18 protein-coding genes and 2 tRNA genes are annotated in these 20140 nt (G+C 65.7%); 9 read left to right on the top strand and 11 right to left on the bottom strand.

All coding sequences use genetic code 11. The features are described 5' to 3' along the window. The first annotated feature begins 4 nt into the window (after positions 1 to 4). Complete coding sequence (locus IT779_RS24210; protein ID WP_196151688.1) at positions 5 to 1750, top strand: recombinase family protein; 1746 nt, start codon at positions 5 to 7, stop codon at positions 1748 to 1750. On the opposite strand, the gene IT779_RS24205 is transcribed toward IT779_RS24210, so the two are convergent. After that, positions 1732 to 1816: transfer RNA gene (locus IT779_RS24205), tRNA-Leu, on the bottom strand. The genes IT779_RS24210 and IT779_RS24205 overlap by 19 nt on opposite strands. A gap of 515 nt (positions 1817 to 2331) precedes the next feature. Between IT779_RS24205 and IT779_RS24200 the strand changes: the two genes are divergently transcribed. The 4 genes from IT779_RS24200 to IT779_RS24185 all read left to right on the top strand — a co-directional run bounded on the left by IT779_RS24200 (position 2332) and on the right by IT779_RS24185 (position 4978). Then, the gene (locus tag IT779_RS24200) at positions 2332 to 2691 is read left to right on the top strand and encodes a hypothetical protein (protein WP_196151687.1); all 360 of its coding nucleotides are present in this window, start codon (positions 2332 to 2334) and stop codon (positions 2689 to 2691) included. A 17-nt stretch (positions 2692 to 2708) separates the two neighbouring features. After that, positions 2709 to 2796, top strand: a tRNA-Leu gene (locus IT779_RS24195). 223 nt (positions 2797 to 3019) lie between these two features. After that, positions 3020 to 3208 carry a hypothetical protein gene (locus tag IT779_RS24190; RefSeq protein WP_196151686.1) on the top strand — a complete coding sequence of 63 codons (189 nt, stop codon included), beginning with the start codon at positions 3020 to 3022 and terminating at the stop codon, positions 3206 to 3208. A gap of 129 nt (positions 3209 to 3337) precedes the next feature. Continuing rightward, positions 3338 to 4978, top strand: coding sequence for a transposase domain-containing protein (locus IT779_RS24185; RefSeq protein WP_196151685.1), 1641 nt, complete (start codon positions 3338 to 3340; stop codon positions 4976 to 4978). 74 nt (positions 4979 to 5052) lie between these two features. On the opposite strand, the gene IT779_RS24180 is transcribed toward IT779_RS24185, so the two are convergent. The 3 genes from IT779_RS24180 to IT779_RS24170 all read right to left on the bottom strand — a co-directional run bounded on the left by IT779_RS24180 (position 5053) and on the right by IT779_RS24170 (position 8216). Further along, positions 5053 to 5256 carry a hypothetical protein gene (locus IT779_RS24180; protein ID WP_196151684.1) on the bottom strand — a complete coding sequence of 68 codons (204 nt, stop codon included), beginning with the start codon at positions 5254 to 5256 and terminating at the stop codon, positions 5053 to 5055. Positions 5257 to 5379: 123 nt separating this feature from the next. Beyond that, the gene (locus IT779_RS24175; protein WP_196151683.1) at positions 5380 to 7113 is read right to left on the bottom strand and encodes a GMC oxidoreductase; all 1734 of its coding nucleotides are present in this window, start codon (positions 7111 to 7113) and stop codon (positions 5380 to 5382) included. Beyond that, positions 7110 to 8216 carry a YncE family protein gene (locus IT779_RS24170; RefSeq protein ID WP_196151682.1) on the bottom strand — a complete coding sequence of 369 codons (1107 nt, stop codon included), beginning with the start codon at positions 8214 to 8216 and terminating at the stop codon, positions 7110 to 7112. The genes IT779_RS24175 and IT779_RS24170 overlap by 4 nt, the downstream gene beginning before the upstream one ends. 219 nt (positions 8217 to 8435) lie before the next feature. Between IT779_RS24170 and IT779_RS24165 the strand changes: the two genes are divergently transcribed. After that, positions 8436 to 9074, top strand: coding sequence for a TetR/AcrR family transcriptional regulator (locus tag IT779_RS24165; protein ID WP_196151681.1), 639 nt, complete (start codon positions 8436 to 8438; stop codon positions 9072 to 9074). 319 nt (positions 9075 to 9393) lie between these two features. Here IT779_RS24165 and hxsC read toward each other — a convergent pair whose 3' ends face one another. The 4 genes from hxsC to hxsA2 form a co-directional block, all read right to left on the bottom strand. Next, positions 9394 to 10554, bottom strand: coding sequence for a His-Xaa-Ser system radical SAM maturase HxsC (gene hxsC, locus IT779_RS24160; RefSeq protein WP_332838945.1), 1161 nt, complete (start codon positions 10552 to 10554; stop codon positions 9394 to 9396). Further along, positions 10551 to 12005, bottom strand: a complete 1455-nt coding sequence (gene hxsB / locus IT779_RS24155; RefSeq protein WP_196151679.1) for a His-Xaa-Ser system radical SAM maturase HxsB — start codon at positions 12003 to 12005, stop codon at positions 10551 to 10553. The genes hxsC and hxsB overlap by 4 nt, the downstream gene beginning before the upstream one ends. A 3-nt stretch (positions 12006 to 12008) precedes the next feature. Beyond that, positions 12009 to 12287: a hypothetical protein gene (locus tag IT779_RS24150; RefSeq protein ID WP_196151678.1), complete on the bottom strand. Its 279-nt coding sequence runs from the start codon at positions 12285 to 12287 to the stop codon at positions 12009 to 12011. Positions 12288 to 12385: 98 nt separating this feature from the next. Next, entirely contained in the window at positions 12386 to 12982 is a 597-nt protein-coding gene (gene hxsA2 / locus IT779_RS37240) for a His-Xaa-Ser repeat protein HxsA2 (protein WP_198428867.1), read from the bottom strand. 524 nt (positions 12983 to 13506) lie between these two features. On the opposite strand from hxsA2, the gene IT779_RS24140 reads away from it, so the two are divergent. After that, positions 13507 to 14811, top strand: coding sequence for a diguanylate cyclase domain-containing protein (locus tag IT779_RS24140; RefSeq protein ID WP_196151677.1), 1305 nt, complete (start codon positions 13507 to 13509; stop codon positions 14809 to 14811). A 194-nt stretch (positions 14812 to 15005) separates the two neighbouring features. Here IT779_RS24140 and IT779_RS24135 read toward each other — a convergent pair whose 3' ends face one another. Beyond that, positions 15006 to 15464, bottom strand: a complete 459-nt coding sequence (locus IT779_RS24135; RefSeq protein WP_196151676.1) for a GNAT family N-acetyltransferase — start codon at positions 15462 to 15464, stop codon at positions 15006 to 15008. Positions 15465 to 15655: 191 nt separating this feature from the next. Beyond that, a complete protein-coding gene (locus IT779_RS24130; protein WP_196151675.1) occupies positions 15656 to 16381 on the bottom strand; it encodes an SDR family NAD(P)-dependent oxidoreductase in 726 nt (241 codons plus the stop codon). Between the two features lie 124 nt (positions 16382 to 16505). On the opposite strand from IT779_RS24130, the gene IT779_RS24125 reads away from it, so the two are divergent. After that, entirely contained in the window at positions 16506 to 17450 is a 945-nt protein-coding gene (locus tag IT779_RS24125; protein WP_196151674.1) for an AraC family transcriptional regulator, read from the top strand. A 22-nt stretch (positions 17451 to 17472) separates the two neighbouring features. After that, positions 17473 to 17952, top strand: a complete 480-nt coding sequence (locus IT779_RS24120) for a GNAT family N-acetyltransferase (RefSeq protein WP_196151673.1) — start codon at positions 17473 to 17475, stop codon at positions 17950 to 17952. Between the two features lie 243 nt (positions 17953 to 18195). Here the strand turns inward: IT779_RS24120 and IT779_RS24115 are convergent, their stop codons facing one another. Further along, positions 18196 to 20034, bottom strand: coding sequence for an ABC transporter substrate-binding protein (locus tag IT779_RS24115; protein ID WP_196151672.1), 1839 nt, complete (start codon positions 20032 to 20034; stop codon positions 18196 to 18198). Positions 20035 to 20140: the final 106 nt, after the last annotated feature.

Raw genomic sequence — 20140 nt, 5'->3', positions numbered from 1 at the left:
GCTCATGTCAGACACTATCAGTGAGTGGGCAACCCTCGATCAGCTCCTCGGTATCACGGTCGAAGACTCGAACACGATCGGCGACATCTCCTTCGCCTTCTACGGCCGGTGTTCGACAGAAGACAACCAAGACCCGGAAACGTCTTATGCCTGGCAGTACGGCAATGGGGAGAAGTTCACGCCGGGCACGATCGTCACGTCGTACTTCGATGTAGGACAATCCCGTTCGGTTCCCTGGCATCGACGCACCGAGGCGGGTCGGCTCCTGACGGACATGAAGAACCCGAAACGTGGCTGGACAGCAGTTGTGGTGGGTGAAGGCACTCGCTGCTGGTTTGGTAACCAATTTAGTTTGGTGGCACCACTTTTCAGGAACTACGGTGTCGAGATCTGGGTGCCTGAACTTGGTGGCCGCTACGATCCGTTCAACCCCTCGCACAACATGCTGATGAGCATGCTCGGCGGAATGAGCGAGTCCGAGCGTCAGCATGTCCAGAAACGGACTCGGGCAGGCATGGATGCCCAGGTACTCAACGAAGGCCGCCACCAAGGCGGCAGAGCCCCCTACGGGTACGTCACGGTGGATGGACCACCCCATCCCAATCCCAGCCGGGCAGCAGCAGGTTTGCGGCTTCGCATCCTCGTGATTGACGAACCCGCGGCCGAAGTCGTACGGCGGATCTTCCGTGAGTATCTGCAAGATCGAGGAGATCGAGCGATTGCCGCCGGGTTGAACCGTGATGGCATCCCCTGTCCCTCAGCGCATCATCCCGGCCAGAATTCTCACCGTTCCGGTGATGGCTGGCAGGCATCGACGGTACGGGCGATTCTGGAGAACCCCCGCTACACCGGCTATGCCGTATTCGGCAGATGGAGCAAGCACGAAGAACTGCTCGATCCCGACGATGTGGCCGCTGGTCATGTGGTGCGGTTCAAGCGAGCGAATCAGGATCGAATCGTCCGTTCCCGCCGACCGGCACATCCGGCAATCGTGTCAGTCGAGACCTTCACGCAGGCGTACCTGACGCGCCGTCGCAAGGCGGCAGGAGGCAACCAGGGACAAGCCCGGTTGGAACGAACCAGAACGACGACATCGAGCAACCGGTGGTACCCCTTGCGGGGGTGCATCCGCTGCGATCTGTGCAGCCGGAAGATGGAGGCCACCGCCAAGGGCGGCCATATCTACTATCGCTGCCGTATCCGCAGTCTCGTTCCCAATAGCCCGGTGCTGGCGACACACCCGACTACCGTCAACCTGCGTCAGACAGCCTTGCTCGGCCCGCTGAACATCTGGATTGGCACTCTGTTCGATCATGAGCATCGCGCCGATACCATCGCCCAGTTGATCGACGCCCAAGATGTCGTGGACTACGAACAGCAGCGTCAGGCCACCAGGCAACGGCTCAGCGATGCCGAAACCAAGCTTCGCAGGCATCAAGCGGCCATAGAAGCTGGTGTCGATGCTGGCGCCCTGGTCGACGCTATCAACAGCGCTCACATGGACCGAGCTGTCGCGCAGGCAGAACTTGATACCATCCCGAACCTCCAACCCATTGAGGCCGACGAACTGGAACGAATGGTCGATGGTCTGGGAGACATCGGTGAGGTACTGTCGATGGGAAGTCCGGCAGACCAAACGGCCCTGTACCAGGCTTTACAGCTGGAAATCCGGTACAACCCTGAACAGAAACGGGCTACCGTCAGTGTTCAGGGACCGGTGGTTAACGTGTGTGTCCGGAGGGGGACTTGAACCCCCACGCCCGATAAAGGGCACTAGCACCTCAAGCTAGCGCGTCTGCCATTCCGCCACCCGGACCGGTGATGGGTTCCTCTGTGCCGCTACGGACTTCGCAGTGTCACCGGCGAGTTCAAATCTTAGACACAGAACGCGGTCGAGCGCCAATCGCGGGTTAACCGATCGCGCCGGCCCCGTCGCCGAGCCGGGCAACGACACGATGGCGGGCCGAATCATATTCTGTCGGTTCGCATTCAACGCGAGGTGGAAGCTCGAGGAGATCCCGAGGATGAGGATAGCGTCCTCGTACTGGTCGCGCGGGTGCTGGGCGAACAGCTTCTCGGGTACGCCGGACGGGCCTCGGTGCAATTCAGTGGCGCGGGCCGCGCTGTGGCGAATCCGAGGGGGCCGGGCACCTTCCGTTTGCCGCCGCGCGGCCATGGCGGAGTCGATACCGCGGAAGCATGAGCCCGATCTCTTCGCGCCATCACGTGCCCCGGTTGCAGGTCGGAGATGCATCCGCCATGCATGCGCTCGGGAGCTTGGTCGCGGCGGGAGCGAGGTCGTCCCCGCAGCGTTACTCGACCATGTGGCCGGTGCGGGAGATCTGCGATCCGACAGTCGCCGACCTGGCGAGCAATCACCGCGCCAACCTGACCGGCGCTGCCCCCGGGCCGCCTGCTAGCCGCGGCGCGGCGGCCCGCTCTAGGCCGAACCGTGGACGCTTGCGGCTGCAAGACCAATGCCAGGGCTTTCCGCAAACGGGACTCGATGCGATCGTGTGCGCTTTGATCGATGCCAGTGCGGCCACCGAGCATGCCGTGCTGGCGTGGCACCCCTTGATCGGCTTTCCGACCGTGCACGGCGGGTTCACGGTGAACTGGCCCTGCATGGTCGGAAACGCCTCTTACCTGGCGTTTGTACCGGGATTTGGTCCCAGCCTGCATATCCGTTAATCTTGCTGAGCACACCGGTCCGGGTGGCGGAATGGCAGACGCGCTAGCTTGAGGTGCTAGTGCCCTTTATCGGGCGTGGGGGTTCAAGTCCCCCTCCGGACACCAGCTTATTACCTTTCAAACCCGCATCCACCGGTGTGGGTTTGTTGGTATCTGGGCGCCTCCGGATGATCTCCATCAGCTCCACGCCGTCCGCAGTCACTCGCTGGTCGTCCGGGGCGGTACCGTCGGCCTGATCTGCTCGAACATTCTCGATATCGCTTACGCTGGCGGCGATCAGTTCACCACCCAGCAGAGTCTTGAACGGTTCGGCCAGCTCGATCCGAACATGGTCCTGTTCGAGGTAGACCTTCTCGAAAAACGCTTGGTTGAACAGGCGACGGACGGGGTGACTCGCTTCCAGGTAGCCCGCATGGCAGTTGCTGGCGTAGTCGAGCGCGGTGCGCAAGTTGTTCTCAGCGACCTCGATGCTGAGCAAGCTGGCCTCCAGGCGAACTTCGATCCGGGCCAGCTGTGAGGTTCCCCCAAGGCCGGGTAGTTAGTGTTTTCGCTGGTGGCGCAAGCAGTTTGAGGATTTCGGGTATAGGGCAACGGAGCTCGTTGGTTCAGGTAGTCGACCAAGACACCCCTGCGCCGAGGAGCTCCGTTGCCGTTTCATTCTCCCCCGTCTCCCGTGTTGGCGACGATCACCCGGTCGGTGACCGTGGCCGCGGGCCGGTTCGCACCCGGTCATCTGGGCGAGTTGACCGCGGTGGTGCCCTTCGAACTCGTCGACGCGGTCCTCGCCGAGACCCGGTCGACCCAGCGCCGGTTGCGTGATCTCCCGTCTCGGGTCGGGGTCTATTTCCTGCTGGCGATGTGTTTGTTTCCCGAGGTGGGTTATCGGTCGGTCTGGGACAAACTGACGGCCTCGCTGACCGGGATACCCGTGTCCGCTCCGACCGCGAAAGCATTGCGGGACTTGCGTCGTCGGGTGGGAGTCGCGCCGATGCGGATGTTGTTCGACGTGTTGTCCGGGCCGTTGGCGCAGCCCTCGACTCCCGGTGTTCGGTTCGGGAGGTATCGGATGGTGTCCTTCGATGGCTGCACCTCCCAGAAAGTGCCCGCCACCGCCCGCAACCGGTCCTGGTTGCGTGCCACCGCCTATTACCCCTACCCGATGCCGGCATTGATGACGCTGGTGGAGACCGGAACCCGCGCGGTGATCGGGGCGGTGTTCGGGCCCACCGATCCGGGCGAGACCGGTTACGCGCGCAAGCTTCTGCATCTATTGCGCCCGGACATGCTGGTGTTGTGGGACAGGGGATTCGACAGCAACGACTTCCTGGTCGAGGTCCGCGCGACTGGCGCCGAAGTGTTGGGTCGCTCGCGCGCCAACCGGCGCATCCCGGTCCTGACCCGCCTGGGCGACGGCTCGTATCTGGCGGTCATCGCCGGGATCCCGGTACGTGTCATCGACGCCCGGATCACCGTGACCTGTATCGACGGCACCGTGTTCACCGCCGACTACCGCCTGGTGACAACCCTGACCGACGCCCGCCGCTACCCGGCGGCGACGCTGGTGGGTCTCTATCACCAGCGGTCCGAACACGAATCCGCCTACTACGCGCTGCGCCACACGATCATGGCCGGACGAATCCTGCGCTCGGGAGACCCGGTCGGTGTCGAACAGGAAATGTGGGCACTGCTGAGCCTCTACCAGGTACTGCGCACGGTGATGGTCGACGCCGCCGAATCCCGTCCGGGCACCGACCCGGACCGATGCAGCTTCACCATCGCCTTCCACACCGCCCGTGACCAGGTCCTCACGGCGGGCGGGGTCGTCCCCGCCGGCACCGGAAGCGGCCTTCTCGGGCGGATCGGTGCCCGGATCCTGGGACACCTGCTGCCACCACGCCGCCAACGCCTCAGCACCCGCAAGGTCAAATCACCGATGTCGCGTTACCACGAACGCCTCGACGACGGACGCCCCGACACCAGTCGTACCGTCACTGATCTCGACCTCGCCATCGTCGTGCCCGACACCGAACAACTCCCGCTCCCGACCACGTCCCGCCACGGCAGCCGCACCGCTCCCGACCAGCGCCGACGCCACCGCATCCTGACCCTGCTCACCACCGACCCCACCCGCTTGTGGCGAGCCCGTGACATCGCCGCACACTTCGGCGACATCACCCTCAACACCATGTACAGACAACTGACCCGATGGGCCGCCGACGGCCTCATCCACAAACTCGGACCAGGCATCTACAGCGCCACCACCTGGTCACCCGAACCCCTTGCATGACAAGCGAAAACACTAACTACCCGGCCTTGGGGGAACCTCACGTGACCTGTTGGTTTTGTTGTTGTAATTCAGTTTCAGGCCGAGTTCCCGGGCACCTCGAGTTTGCCGCCGGGGTCGGCGGCGCGCAGGATCGCCAGTTGCCCGCCCAAACCATCCACCAGTCGACGGATCTCGTCACGGGTGATGCGCCGGGTCGGCGGGGTTCGGATGGTCGTGGTGGCGAGTTGAGTGACCAGGCCCGCGCGTCCGGTGTCCGGGCTCGTCTCATGCCCGCACACGATCGACGCCTGACTCGTTCCCCCTGGTTCGAACCTGCGTTCAGACCGACCAATCCGGCGGCGTGCGTGAGCAAGGTCCTGCCGAATAGGAACGCGCGTTAGCTCCGGTATGCGACCGTGCTGTCAGAAGACGGTGTCAATGTCTTGGTCGATGATGGTGTCGAGGCATCGCTCGGCGAGTGCGGCGATGGTCCAGCTGGGGTTGCAGGCACCGGTGGATCCGGGGATGAGTGCCGCGTCGGTGACGTAGAGACCTCGGTGGCCGTGGACTCGCCCGTGGTTGTCGCAGGCGGTGTCGAGGGTGGCGCCGCCGAGGGGATGGCCGGTGAAGGGAACCAGGGGGCCGACGTTGACCGAATCGGTCGGGACACCGGTCAGTAGGTGCAGGAGTCCGCGGGCCTGGGTGGGCACGCCGGGTCGATCGGCGAGCGAGCTGATCGCGTGGTCGATGGCGGTGGCCAGTTCCGCACCGGCGGCGTCGGATCCGGCGGCGATTCTTCGGATCAGGTCGCGTGTGGCTGCCCGGTCGGCTGCTTGGATGTCGGGTGGCCAGTGCGGGGTGACCTGGCCGGTGGACGGGTCGTAGCGGAATTCGCCCACGGCTGGGCACACGCTCATGCCGAGCATGCCCAGCAGATGGAGGTCGGCAGGTAGCGGCAGTGCCGTGTTTTCGAGTGTGACCGGAGCCGACGGGTTGTCGTCGTCGCGGATCGCGACACTGATCCCGCCCCCCTGAGTCCCCGCCGTGGCCTTCACGGTCATGAGCTGCGCCCAGCCTTCGTCGCCGTTGCCGCCCCAGTACCGGCCGACCTCGTCGTTGAGATTCGCCAGCGCGCCGGTTTCGCGGGCGGCGACGAGGAGTTTGGAGGTCCCGGCCGATCCTGCCGCGCAGAACACCGCGTCGGCGACGACGTGCAGGTACTCGACAGGCGAGCCCGAGTCGGTGACGCGTTCCACATCGAGTCCGAATCGGCCGGTGCCCGGGTCGGTTTCGATGCTCAGGACCCGGTGCAGTGGGGCGACGACGACGTTGCCGGTCCGTTCGGCTTGCGCCAGATAGGTCTTGTCGACGGAGTTACGTGCTCCGCTGTTGACTCCCAGCAGGTACTCGCCGACGCTCAGCGCGGGCACCCGCTCCCCGCTGAGTTCTTGCCGTACGATGTCCCAGTCGACGGTCTGTAGGACTCGCTCGGGTGTCATTCCGGCGGCTTCGGCGATTCTCATGAATTCCCGCGCGCCGGACCAATTCGGGTGTGCCAGAACATCGTCGGGTATCGGCGTGGCCTGTAGTCGGCGCGCGGCGCGTGGGTAGTATTCGCCGTCCATCGTGGCCCAGTCGATCGTGGGCAGCATCTGCCTGAACACCGCTTCGCCGGGCCGGATCGTGGCACCCGCGTAGATCAGCGTGCCCCCGCCCACACCCGCACCGCACACCACCGCCAAACCGTCACCGGGCAGGATCTCGACGATTCCCGGAAAGGTATCACCACCCGGAAACGTCTGATACAGACTCGAATTCGGGTCAGCCGAGTAGAAGGCGCGTTTATCGAGAGTGCGAGTGGTGGCGAATGTATCACCTGCGTGGTCGACGTCCCAGCGCCTGCCGCGTTCGAGTACCAGGGTCCGCACTCCGGCCTCGGCCAACCGGTATGCGGTGACAGCGCCCGCCAAGCCCGCACCGATCACGACCGCGCGACAACGGACCTCGCGGATCGGGGCATCGGTGAGCGCCGATTGCGCATGCGCGAACCCGCCGGACGAGACGCCCGCGATGCCGAGCGCCGCGCCGATCAGGACAGCACGGCGCGTGAGATCGTTCAGGCGTTCGCGGCGCAGCTCCGAGCCCGGGGCGGTCACTTGGCCACTCCGGGAATCGCGACCGCCATCGGCAGGTTTCCGGCGGGAATGGTCGCGATCTCATCGAAGGTCCTCGCGTCGTAGACACGAACGATCCCGCCCGGTTTCCACGATTTCAGGAACGCCGGAATCGCGTACCCGAGGCCCAACGGCGCCACTACCGTTCCCGGCGGAGTAGTCGGGACGTAGACCTTGCTGCCGTCCTGGGAGAAGGTGACCCCGATTCCCCACCCGGCGGTCTGATGGATGCGCAGGATCGTCCCGTCGGCGATGTCGACAACGGCGACCTGTCCGCTGAAATACGCCATCCACAGGTGTTTTCCGTCCTGGCTGATGCCGCCGTAGGCGGGCGAACTCAGCTCTCCCGGGAGCACCACCCTGGTTCGCACCATATGCGAGGCGGTATCCACGAGCGAGATTCCCGTGCTGTCGGCAACTGCCAGGGTGGCACCGTCGGGGCTCAGCGACATCTGCTGCGGCGCAGGACCGTCGGTGTGGAGGGGGCTACTCTCTGTCGACGCCCCGGTCTCCCGGTCGACGCGGTAGACCAGATTCGGCAACGCGGTGATCCACAGGCTCTTTCCGTCCTCGTCACCGATGACGCCGGTGGGAACCGAAGTGGTGTGGAAGGTCCGGCTCACCTCGTCGCGATCGGTGTCCAGCACCAGGATCTCGCGCCGGAAGTAGGCGGCGGTGAACACCTCGCGCCCGTGTGCGGGTGCGGCTCCGATGGCCAACCCCGACGTGGGTATCCGGGCCGTCACGGCGTGCGAACACGCGTCCACCACAGCGATGCTCGCGTGAGCGGGATCGAATACCGGAACGTCGTCCACATACAGCGCCGACCCGTCAGCGGTGACGTTGACGTTCCAGGGATGGGAGAATCCGTCGATCGTGTCCACGACGCGATCGGTGGTCAAGTCCACAACCGAGATCGTCCCGTCGCCCTGGTTGGAGAAATAGCCCCGAGTCCTGAGCTCCTGCGGACCACAGCCCTGGCCTCGCTCGGCGGGCGGGCGAGCGGCCGAGACCGCCGACGGCGGCCCGAACAGACCGCACCAGGACAGCACCACCACAACGGCGGCCGCGACTCTCGATCTCACAACGATCCCCTTTGATCTCGACCATCGTCGAGCGCATCGTCCACGCGGGCAGCACTCCGACGGTGGAAGCGATGCCTGTCGCGTGACCGCGCCCGGAAGCCCCACGACGGCGCTCGATTCCCTTCGGGGTTCGCGGTAGAGCCGGGAAGCCTCACATACAGCTGCATGTGACATGCGACTGTATCTGGGCGGCTGCGCGAGTGCAATAGAGTGCTCACCGTGAACAACGCCCCTTCCGACACCTCCTCCACCGCCGCACGTCGCGCGGCTCAGGCAGAGGCCACACGGAGAGCCCTGCTCACCGCCGCCCGAAAGCTGTTCGTCACGAAAGGATTCGACGACACGGCCACCACCGAGATCGTCACCGAGGCGGGGGTAGGCACCCGAGGGGCCCTCTATCACCACTTCGCCGACAAGAAAGCCTTGTTCGAAGCAGTCGTTCTGGAGATCGAGCAGGAACTGATCAACGCCGCGGTCGACGAGTTCACAGTCGCCGACGCGAGAGCGTTGGACCTGATCCAGGCCGAAGTGCACGGATTCCTACGAGCTTGTATGAACCCCGACGTCCAACGAATACTGCTGATCGACGGTCGGGCAGTCCTCGGGTTCCGACGCTGGCGGGAGATCGAGAGCCGTCACGGGATCGCGGTCCTGCGGGCACTGCTCACCCGAGCCCGCGCCGAAGGCGACTTGGAGGCCGACTCTCCGGTCGACGCCTTGGCACACGTGCTGCTCGCCGCGCTCGACGAAGCGGCGATGTACATCGCTACCGCCGACGACTCGGTCCGAGCCCACGACGACGCCGTACGCGGAATGGACATGATCCTCGACGGACTCGCCAAGACGATCTCCTCCTGATCACCACTACTCGAGAAGCGAGTAGCTCACGCAGGGGGATCCAGCAGACCACACACGGTTCCAATCAGGTCACAATCGCGAGCACGCCAACCGCCGGCCGCCATTGCCGCAGTTCAGGTATGGCGAAGGCGACGTCGGTCCTCTGCGGCCTGCTGGACGTACCGTCTTCAGGACGGACGGGTGTATGGAAGACTCCGGTCAGCCACGTGTCCAGGGGTTCGGTCAGGCGGTCCTCCCGCGGATACACCGACCTCGGGTGATCGGAAACACCAATCCGAAACCCCTCATGCCGGCACACCCGCCTCGTGAAAGAAAATGGTTAGATAGCGGCTATCCCGCGACTGAACTTCGGTCGCCCCGTCGAGAAGAAGCCGGCACATTCGTGGCGCACCGAGCAGTCGTCACACTCCGCGACGTACGCGTTCTTCCAATCCGAGATCGACTGCACCGCGAACGGCCGGATGCCCGCATCGAGGACACACAGGGGCAGGTTGTAGATCGAAACGTTCACCCCGGCGACGGACAGGGCGTCGACACCGGCCTTCAACTGCTCTTGGTAATCGACGGGATCGATCCACAGTGTGGCGTCGTTGGCGATCGCGAAGCCGGTGTTTTCCATGCCCATCAGAGCGACGTGATCGACGAATGGAAGGTTACGCGCGATCCACGAGCAGGTCTCGCGGAGGCGCGGTGTGGTGATGGCGTGCAGGACAATACGAATCTCGACCCGTTGTCCGAGGTTCTTGAGTCGGAGCACGCCGAGAACAGTTTCGTCGAACGCGCCCGCGGCCTGAACCACGTAGTCGTGAATGTGATCCACCGCCGCGTAGATCGGTATACCTGCCGAGAGGTGCGGATGCCCGATCTCGGCCCAGGCGTGCGCGACCTCGGGAACGGAGAAGGCGCGCCCGTTGGTCAATACGTGGATCGCGGTGTCCGGGAGCAGATCCCGCGACAGCTCCAGCAGCCCGATGAATCGGCGCCATTCGGTGAGCGGTTCCCCGCCGGTGAATGTCAGTGCGGGAGTCGCCGGGTCGAGCAGCGGCAATGCCTCTGCGATCTCGTCGATCAGCCGGCTGTCATCGACCTTCTTCGGCGGCTGCGAACACATCAGGCAATAGTTGTCGCAGCGTTCGGTGACGAGGAAGAAGTTGTGTCGCGACGACCGTCGGTAGAGCAGCCTCACTCGACCCGACCGCGGGTAGATGCTCATCACATCGCCATCGCCGACCTCGGCGAACCCCGCCGGAAGTCGGATGTAGCTCGACGACGCACCGTCCGGGCACGCGTCGCGCCCGACCGCGATCCGGAATCCGTTCGCCTGCGCCGCCGTCCAGTCACAATCGTCGACGATCAGCGCGGCATCGCGATCATCCGACGGGGCACTGTTCGGGGGGCGCAGCCGCACGATCCGGTTCTCGTCACCGAGTCCGACGTTGTCCGCCGCCGGTGATCGTCCCACGAGCAGAAGAGGTTTCACGACGCCCACTCCCGCAGAACGGCGGCGTCTTCGGGTGAGTGTTCCAACAGTTCGAACAAGTGCGTGATCACGCCCTTCTGTCGCTCGCAGAACTCCGATAGCGGTTTGATCCCGAGCAGGTCCCCCTGCGTCGCGTGGTGATACACCGGGTCCGCGCCGCAGTTGGGCTCGAATACGCAGGCCGAGCACTGTGGAGCGGTCTGGGTCAGCGAATCCGCCACCGCTGACACCAGCGTGTCGGACAACACCAGATCTCGGTAACCATGCTCGTGTACGTTGCCGAGTTCGAAGCTGCGGTCCCCCATTTCGGCGAGCATCCGCGCCTCGTCCGAGGCGAATACGGTGCCGTCGTAGTTGTAGACCAGCGCACCGAGACCGATCCCCGCCGGACTTCTCAGATCGACATACCCGATGGGCTCATCACTCAGCATCCGGCGAAGGATGAAGGCCGAATAGAACTCGGGAAACCGGCGGCCGGACTTGTTGATCTCCAGGATGTAGCGAAGACCGCGCTTCCAGAATTCGAGCCATTCCCGGGCATCGTACTTGTGGAACTGTTTGGTCTTGATCGCATGACCGTACGGAGACAACGGCCTCAGGAAGATGCCGTCGAGACCCTGTGCGAGGTACTCATCGACGATCTCCTCCACACGATCCAGACTCGCTTCGGTGGTGGTCATCAACGCACCTACCCGGTCCGGGCCGAGCCGCTCTCGAATGCGCCCGATTCCGGCCACCGCGAGCTCGTAGCTGTTCCCGCCACGACGTGGCCGATTCCTGTTGTGCAGATCGCGCGGCCCGTCCAGTGACGTACTGAGCAGAACATCGTGCTCAGCGCAGAATTCGAGCACTTCGTCATCCAGGAGCGCCAGGTTCGTCGTGATCACGAATTGCAACTGCTTGCCCAGGGGCACCGCCCGCTCCTGCGCGGTCACGACGATCCACCGGATGAGCTCGAAGTTCAGCAGCGGCTCGCCGCCTTGAAACTCGATCTTGATCATCGGCGCGGGCGCGGACAGAGCGATATCCAGTGCTCTGGACGCCGTGGCGCTGTCCATGTCGTAGCGGACGCGGTCCTTGCTCTGACGCGACACCTGGCAGTACGGGCAGGAGTGCTCGCATCGCAGCGTGACGACGAACAGGTGCAATGGCGTTGCGGCGCGCAGGAAGCTCAGGCGGCTACGCAGGCGAAGGGCGAGAAGCTGCTGCGGTGCGCGCTGATCGGCCGATGCGACGAAGAGCTTCTCGAAAGCCCTCTCATAGAGCCCGTCACCAGGGGTGAGATCGAGCGCGCACAGCCGCTCCAGCTCGGTTGTCGTCATTTCCGCCATGTCGCCGACCATGTTGCCGACGAGGAAGCGGTCTGCACCGAGCCGTTCGAACCGAATGGGCAGGAGTCGCAGCCGGGACGTGTCCGGACGGAACGAGTCCGCTGAGGCGAAGCCGGCCAACGATCACTCCCCCTCGGCCAGCGATCCGAATGCCAACGCGACGATGACATCGCGATACCGGCCGGTCTCGCGACCGACCTTCTCGCGCAGGTTCTCGTCCGTCACGAGATTCAGGAAATGAGTGCGCAACTCATCGCCCCGAAGCTGTGACTGCGTTGGTGAGAGCCGACAGACGTATCGCCCGTCCGCTTCGTCGATCTGGCATGCCGCCTGCCCGATCAAACGGTAAGCGGCCTCCCGCAGCGCGTCGAGCGACTGCACCGACCTGCTGAAGTCGACCACCGAATCAGACCCTGACATCACTCGATCCCATCACAGAACGCGGAACCCGCACTCGCCGAGAGCATCTGACATAGTTCGAAGGCAACTGCACTGCTCGGTCACCGAGGGGGCACGGCAGTCGGGTCGACCTTCGTACACAGGTCCAATGCTCGCTGGGCAAGATCCTCGGCCTCGGTCGCGGCGAGGCCGAAGACCTCTTGCAGCTCGCGCGCGATCTCGTTCAGGCCGAAGCCCTCCTTTGCCCGCGTGCACGCCAGAGAGAACGGATCGGAAGCAGGCTGCGAGCTGGTCGGTGGGGTGGTGGTGGTAGGCGGAGCGGCTGCGGGCGGCGGAGGGGCCGGTGGGGTCACGGCAGGCGGTGGAATGTAGCCCGGCTTCGGCACATTCGGTCCGCCGAACCCCGGACTGGAAGACGCATGAGATGCATGAGACGAATGGGATGAGTGAGACGAATGGGAACCATGCCGCGCGAACAATCGGCCGTCGGCGGCGCGATGCGTCGTGAAGCTCATCAACTCGACGTTGTCCGGCAAGGCAACCCGAGGCTCAGGCCGGTCATCCTCCCGTGCCGCCGTGACGCGAGATTCGTCCGTTCCCGTCGAGACGGGCGCCTCCGCGACCGCCTGTGCGGCGGTGGGGATCGCGAGGGCGGCGAGGGCCGCCGTCAGACTCACGATCTTCGGCGTCTCACGCATTCGTACCTCCCAGAATCGAACCCGAGTCGACCACGGCGGACGAAATGCCCGTGCGTTCCATCGTCACTCCTCTCCATCACCACCCGACGAGCTTGGAACTCGTTACGGCAACTAGTATCTCGCCCGGCGCCGGACCGTTACACATCGAGGCCGCACGCGCCCGCACAACGTTCCGGTGACGTCGACGACCGCACCCATCGGTCACAGGATGCGCCGTCACACCGGCGACGTTGACACCGATACCGCGCTCCCTCGGTATCCCGGCAGGTCGCGGTCGACGATATCGGCGATATCGGCCCGTCGCGGTCCGACAGGAGAGACGGGCCCGTCGGCGTGGTGTGTCGGTCGGCGGGATGTCGGCCTCGCGCGGTGCGCGTGAATCCAGCTTTGTGTCGTGTGGAGCCGAGTACTCTGACGCCGGTGGTTGAAGTCGTGCTGTCGGTGACTGTGACGTGGGATCGTGATCGCGATTCGGGTTCGATCCTGGAGCGTCTTCTCGAGCAGGCGGGCACCGAAAGGCGGTAGTGGACGAGATCGCGCGCAGGCAACTGGCTCGGCGTTGGTGGCAAGCCCTCGCCAGTGGGCACGCGGCGCCGCTCTCGGCGCGGCTGGGTCAAAGGTTGCTGCTGAGGTTCATCGATGACCTCGTCGCCGCGTTGGGTGCGGAGCGTTGCGACCCGTCGCGGGCTTGGCGGGTGGGCGCCGCGCTCGTCGATGCGCGGCTCTCCGATCCGGCCGTGCCGTTGTCGTCCGCGCGGGTCCTGCGGAGTCTGGTCGATCGCGACAGCCGGGAAGACGCGGAGGAGCGGCTCGCGGTGTTGTTGGCCGCCCTGGCACAGGGGCACCAAGCCCGGTTGTGCGGTGCGCACGACCGCGGCGAACCACCGTCCGAGGTGACCGAATCGGGCGGTGCGGACGGTCTGTACCGGCATCTGTTCGACAACGCGCCGCTTGCCATCGCGATAGCGGACACCGACGGCAGGCTCGTGGAGGTCAATCGGAATCTCGCCGACATGCTGGGTATTCCCGCCGATGACCTGCGCGGAGCATCGGTATACCAATTCGCGCCTCCGGATGATCACGAACTGATCCGTGCACGGGTGTTCGAGGAAATGGTCTCCGCGAAGGAGGGCACCGTGCTGATCGATCGCCAATTGACGCGTCCGGATGGTGAGGTCATCTGGGTCAGCTTCACGGTCACCTTCGTGCAGGGCAGCGGTCCGTACCCCGACTACACCCTGGCGGTCGGCAGCGACGACACCGCCCGCCGCCGGACCCAGGAGCAGCTGCGTCATCAAGCGCGCCACGATCCACTGACCGGACTGCCCAATCGGCGCTACCTGCTCGAGCGGATGGGGCGACTGATCCGCGACGCGGGCGACGGCGACGACCGTATCGGCCTGTGTTTCGCCGATCTCGATCACTTCAAGCGGATCAACGACCGGTTCGGGCACGGTGTCGGCGACAAGATCCTGACCGCCATCGCCGCGCGACTGCGCGATATCGCCCGGGAACACGACTGCCTCATCGCGCGCATCGGCGGTGACGAATTCGTCGCGCTGATCCCGCCGCCCGCCGATCTCGACCTGGTGCGCAAAATAGCCGACCTATTGTTGTCGCAGATCACCGCGCCGATCGATCTCGACACCCGACAGCAGCGGATCTCCGCCAGCATCGGCGCGGTCCTCGCACCGATCGCCGACGCCGAATCCGTGCTCGAGGCGGCCGACAGCAGTCTCTACCGGGCGAAGGCCACCGACAAAGGCCGATACGTCATCCGCGACCTGCATGGGCACCCGCCCGAGGATGACGCCACGACCTGTCCGTGATCGCGTCGGCGAACGCCAGGACTCGTATCGGACGACTTCCCAACCGATACGGCCACCTACCATGCCGCTGGGCCAACCGTTGCGGCCGCCGGTTGAGGTTCGAGGTGGGCGGTGTCGTTATGTCTACTGAGCCCGTCGGCCGAGCCGACGATCGAAGAGCGCCGGTCGCCTCCGCCGCATGTGCTCCGGTCGAGTCAGAGCCGTTTGCTGAGCAGACGGCGGCCTTCGTCGAGGAAACCGCGGGCGCGGTAGTAGGTGAACAGATGCCCGACGTCGCGACCGTTGGGTGCCACGACCAGTTCGAGATACGGGCATCCCCGTTCACGCGCCCACGCGGTGCAGTCCTCGATGAGCAGGCCGCCCAGCCCGAGCCGCCGCGCGCTCGGCACCACGAACAGATCGTCGAGCACGGCGATCGGGCCGTTCTCCAGCCCGAAGCCGGTGGTGGTGACAGCGAAGCCGAGCAGCTCCGCTCCCCCATCCACGACCGCGACCCGCGCCGCCGGCGATGCCAGCAACGTCACGAGATTGTTCCCCAATTCCCGTGCGTCGGTGGCGAAACCTTCCGCTGAGTAGAACTCGACGGCCATGGCCGTTACGGCGGCCGAGTCGACCGCGGTGGCGACACGCACCGTGGTAGCCGAAGACGTCATCGGGGCAGTACATTCGATCGGCGGCGATCGGGCAACTGATTTTCCGCCGCGATCAGCACCCGCCATGTGTCGGCCGATGGCGGATCAGCCTCGTCCGGAGCGGACAGCAGCCGGAGCGGGTCGGCGGGATGCACCCGGCGGGCGACGAGCGGACCCGGTGCCGGGCTGTCACCGTTGTCGGCGTTCATGATTCAGGCTGCCAGCATGGTTTCGAGCTGGACGGGGTCGCCCAGGTAGAGCGCTCCCGCGCCTGCGGAGGCGTCGTCGGGCCAGATGATCTCCCGGCCGGTTTCCACGCCGGTGAGGATGCGGGCGGCGACCTCGGCGGGATCGGCTTTGTCGGCGTCGACGCCCGCGAGCATCTCGGTGTCGATGCCACCGGGGTAGGCGCCGATCACCTCGATGCCGTCGCCGCGGACCGCGGCGCGCAGGGCCTGGGTCATCGAGTGCGCGGCGGCTTTGGACGCACAGTAACCCGCCATGGGCGCGACCGGCGCCAACGCGATGAGGGTGAGGACATTGACGACCGCGGCGCCGCGGGGGCCCGCCGCGCGCAGCGACGGCAACCAGGCGCGGGTGACCCGCAACGCGCCGAGGTAGTTGGTGGCGAGGTCGCGTTCGAACACCGCGAGGTCACCGGTGAGCACATCGCCGAAGCCGAGTACGCCCGCGTTGTTGATCAGCAGGTCGACACCGGTGCAGGCCCGGGCGGCGGCGGTGACACTGTCGGGGTCGGTGACGTCGAGGGCCAGCACCCGCACGCGGGGATCGCGACGGACGTCCTCGGCGACGGACTCCGGATCGCGGGCCGCGACGTAGACGGTCGAGGCATCGCGGCGCAATAGTTCGGCGACCAACCGGGCGCCGAGGCCTCGGTTCGCGCCGGTAACCAGGGCGGTGGATCCTGAAATGCGCACGTATCGCTCCTTCGAGAGTGGGGTTCTTGAGAACGAAACAAACCTATCCGCTCACTACTGCGCTGAACGATGCCTGAAATGCTCAATTTTTTGACCGAAGCTCTCAATGGCTAGAGTGGAATTCATGGATCCCTTGACGGATGTGCTGGCGGTGAGCGGCGCGCGGGGCACCGTCGCCGCCACGGTCCACGCGGGCCCGCACTGGGGACTGGCCATCGATGATGTGCCCGGAGCGGCGTTCCATGCCGTCAACAGCGGAACGGCCTGGCTGATGCTCGAAGGGCAACCGCCACGACAACTCGTTCCCGGTGACGTCGTGCTCCTGCCGATCGGAACCCGCCACCGCCTGGCAAGCGACCCGCACCACCCGTGCCGCCCCTTCGACCACGCGGCCGCTCGCGCCGCACTGAGCAACGGCGGCGTCCTGCCCGCGGGCGAACCACCGCGCCGAACCCGGATACTCTGCGCCTCTTACCATCTCGACCCGGCCACCACCACGCCGCTGCTGACGCTGCTTCCTGAGTCGATCCAACCCGAGTCCGACCCGACGAACGCACTCGGCGATCTGGTGCGGCTACTCGGCCACGAGATCCAGCACCCCCGCCCCGCCGCGGGCACCGCGTTGAACCGACTGCTCGACCTGATCCTCATCCACATCCTGCGCACCTGGCTCTCGACCGCCGACCCCCGTACACCACCGTCCTGGTTGAGCGCACTGCGCGATCCCACCATGGCCGCGGCGCTGTCGGCACTGCACACCGACCCCGCCCACGCGTGGACGGTCGAGGAATTGGCCACCCACATCGCGGTATCCCGCGCCACCCTGGCCCGCCGCTTCACCACGCTGGTCGGCGACACTCCGAACAACTACCTCACCCGCTGGCGCATGGAACTCGCCGCCCACCGACTGCGAACCACCACCGATCCGATCGCGCCCATCGCCCACTCGGTCGGCTACACCAGCGAACACGCCTTCAACCGCGCCTTCACCCGCGCCCACGGGCACTCACCCGGCCGTTACCGGACCCGGCACACGCTCGGTGAGCAGCCACCGCCGTCGATACCGTGACGGGCAACGCAAGGGAGGAAACGTGAGCGAGGAAACGGTGCGCGTCGAGCTGTTCACCGGGGATCGTCGAGACATCGCATGGTCGTTCCGGCTGGCCGAGGATTCCGAGGAGAAGCTGAGGGAGTACATCGATCAAGGGCGTGTGTGGGTCGCCCTCGGCACCGACGGCGAGGTTCTCGGCCATCTCCAAGCCGTCTCCGATCGCGACGGGACCAGCTGGGAAGTCCTGAACACCGCCGTCGCCGAGCACCGGCAGGGAACCGGCATCGGCACACGACTGCTCGAGCGAGTCTGCCGAGAAGCGCGGCAGGCCGGTGCGCGCCGCATCGAATTGGCCACCGCCACCGCCGATATCGGCAACCTCCGCTTCTATCAACGCCGCGGTTTTCGGGTGAGCCGGGTGGTTCGAGACGCTTTCGGGCCGGACACCGGATATCCCGAACCGATCCTCATCGACGGCATACCACTGCGGGACCAGATCTGGTTCGACCGCGAACTCTGACACCGACCGACACCCCCGGCGCCGATTCGACCGTCGGCGCCGATATCTCCGGCATCGGGGAAGGAAACCCTCGAGGCCCGAGCCGGCATTTCCGCGCTCTGGCGCTCACTGCGGTGGTATCCGGTCGAGGTAGGTGTCGAACTGGGCGGCGTCGAGTACGTGGTCCTTGAGTAGATAGCCACTGGGCTCGTCTTGTCCACAGCGCGCCGTGGGTACGCGGCCGGGTGATCGCTCGGCGGATCGTCAAGGAATGGTGACGATTTGGATCGGCGTGCCCATTGGTGCGCCGTTGCTTGTGGTGTTGTAGGAGAGGGTGCCGCTGCAACCGGGAATGGCGTAGGCGGTGTTCAGGTTGCGCAGCTGCGTGAGAACATCGGGCGGCTTGGGAAGTCGAGGGTTTCGGGTCGCCAGTCGGATGGCTTGGGTCGCGGTGAGCACGGCGTCGTGCGCCAAGCAGGTGTAGGCATCGGCGCTGTCGAGACTGTCACCGCCAAGGCCCGCGAGCGCTTCGGCGTAGGTCAGGTAGCCGGGAGGCGGATCACCACGGCCGTCCGGCCAGGTGTGCGGGTCGGTGACCCCGGCGTAGGTCAGAGTCAATCCGGCCTTCTGCAGCTTCTCGCGCGCGGTGCGGTCGACGGAGGTGAAAGCCGCCGCGGCGCTGATGATGCGCAGCGGTCGTGGGCAACCACGGTGGGCGAGTGAGTCGATCAGCGCGGACAGGTCCGTGACGCGGCCCGCGTACAGGACGATATCCGCGCCGGATTGGCAGATGTTGATGGTGACATTGTCGAAATCCCGGGGCCAGGTGTCGCCGGGTATCGTGGCGCCGACGAATCCCTGGTCGTTCAGGTTGCCGATCCATTTGCCGAGTTTGTCGTGGAACGCCTTCTGCAGACCGCCGGTGAACAGATCACCGCGGGTCTCGGAGTTCTGATCCCACACCACGATCGCCGAACTGTCACGCACGTTCTGGATGCGGTCCGCGAGCGCGGCGACGTAATCGCTGGTGGTCGGCGAGGCGCGCAGCATGCCGTCGATGTGGGCGTAGTCGAAGTCTTCGGCGGTGGCGATCGCCGCGACCAGAGGGATACCGGCGTGGCTCAGTGCCAGCGCGGCATCGCGGGTGGGAACCACACTGGTGCCGATCGGGATGACCGCGACCAAGTGCTCGGCCGGGTTGCCCGCGATGTCGATGAGCTGTTGCACCGGCGCTTGCCAGTGCGTCTGGCGAGCACCGGTGTTGGCCAGCAACAACCGGATTCGTGGACGTGTGTCGCGGAGCAGGGGGGTGCTGTTGACTCGCTGCTGCGCCAGGGCGGCGCCGGTGAGCAGTTGCTCGGCCTGTTCGGAGTCGAGCTGGCCGGGACGCTCGGGGTCGCCTGGCTGTGACAGCGGCCCGAGTAGCGCGATGGTGACGTAATCACCGTCGAGCTTCCGGTTCTGCTCCTGAATCCGGGCAACCACCTCCTTCGACGCGGTGTCGAAGTCGGTGAAGGCCGCGTCGGTGACACCGACGCACTCGCCGTCGATCAGCGTCAATCCCGCCGCGACACAGGGGTGCTCGTCGTCGAGCATCGACAACGGCGCGAGCACGGCTGCCAGCACGACCGAAACCACCGCGACGATCGTGACACGAGGGTGCCGACGCACCCGCGCGCGAACGGCGCCGAAGATCCGTCGAATCGGGGCGACCCGCTCGGGTTCCACCGGTTCGCCGCGCGGCCGGTCCATACCGGGAGGCGCGATCACCAGACCCGATCGCCTGTCGGCGCCGCCGAGTCGGGCGACATTGCTCGCGACCTCGGCGTTCTGGCGACGCTGTTCCCATCCGGCCAAGACGTTTTCGCGCTGATCCGCGGTGAACAGCGGATCGGTGTGGCGCAGGCACTCGGCCACGATCGCGCGCGTGACATCCCGCGTCGGCACCGGCGCGTCGGCGGAGATCGCGGCGCTCAGTTCGACGCTGGTCACCTTGGCCTGACCTGCCAGCGTTCGCCGCTCCATCGCGCTCGCCTCGAGCGCCTTGTCGACCAGCTCTCGCAGCTTCCGCTTGAACCCTGTCACCGATACCGGCTCGGTCACGACCTGACCTCGAACACGCGGCCGAGCGGCGACAGCTTTCCGATACGCGCGGGCCGATCCGATCGTCGTCGCGCGCGGAGCATCTCGACCATCTACCCCCATCGAC

The organism is Nocardia bovistercoris, from assembly GCF_015674855.1.
Lineage (GTDB): Bacteria > Actinomycetota > Actinomycetes > Mycobacteriales > Mycobacteriaceae > Nocardia > Nocardia bovistercoris.
This window is presented reverse-complemented; position numbering and strand designations above follow the sequence as displayed.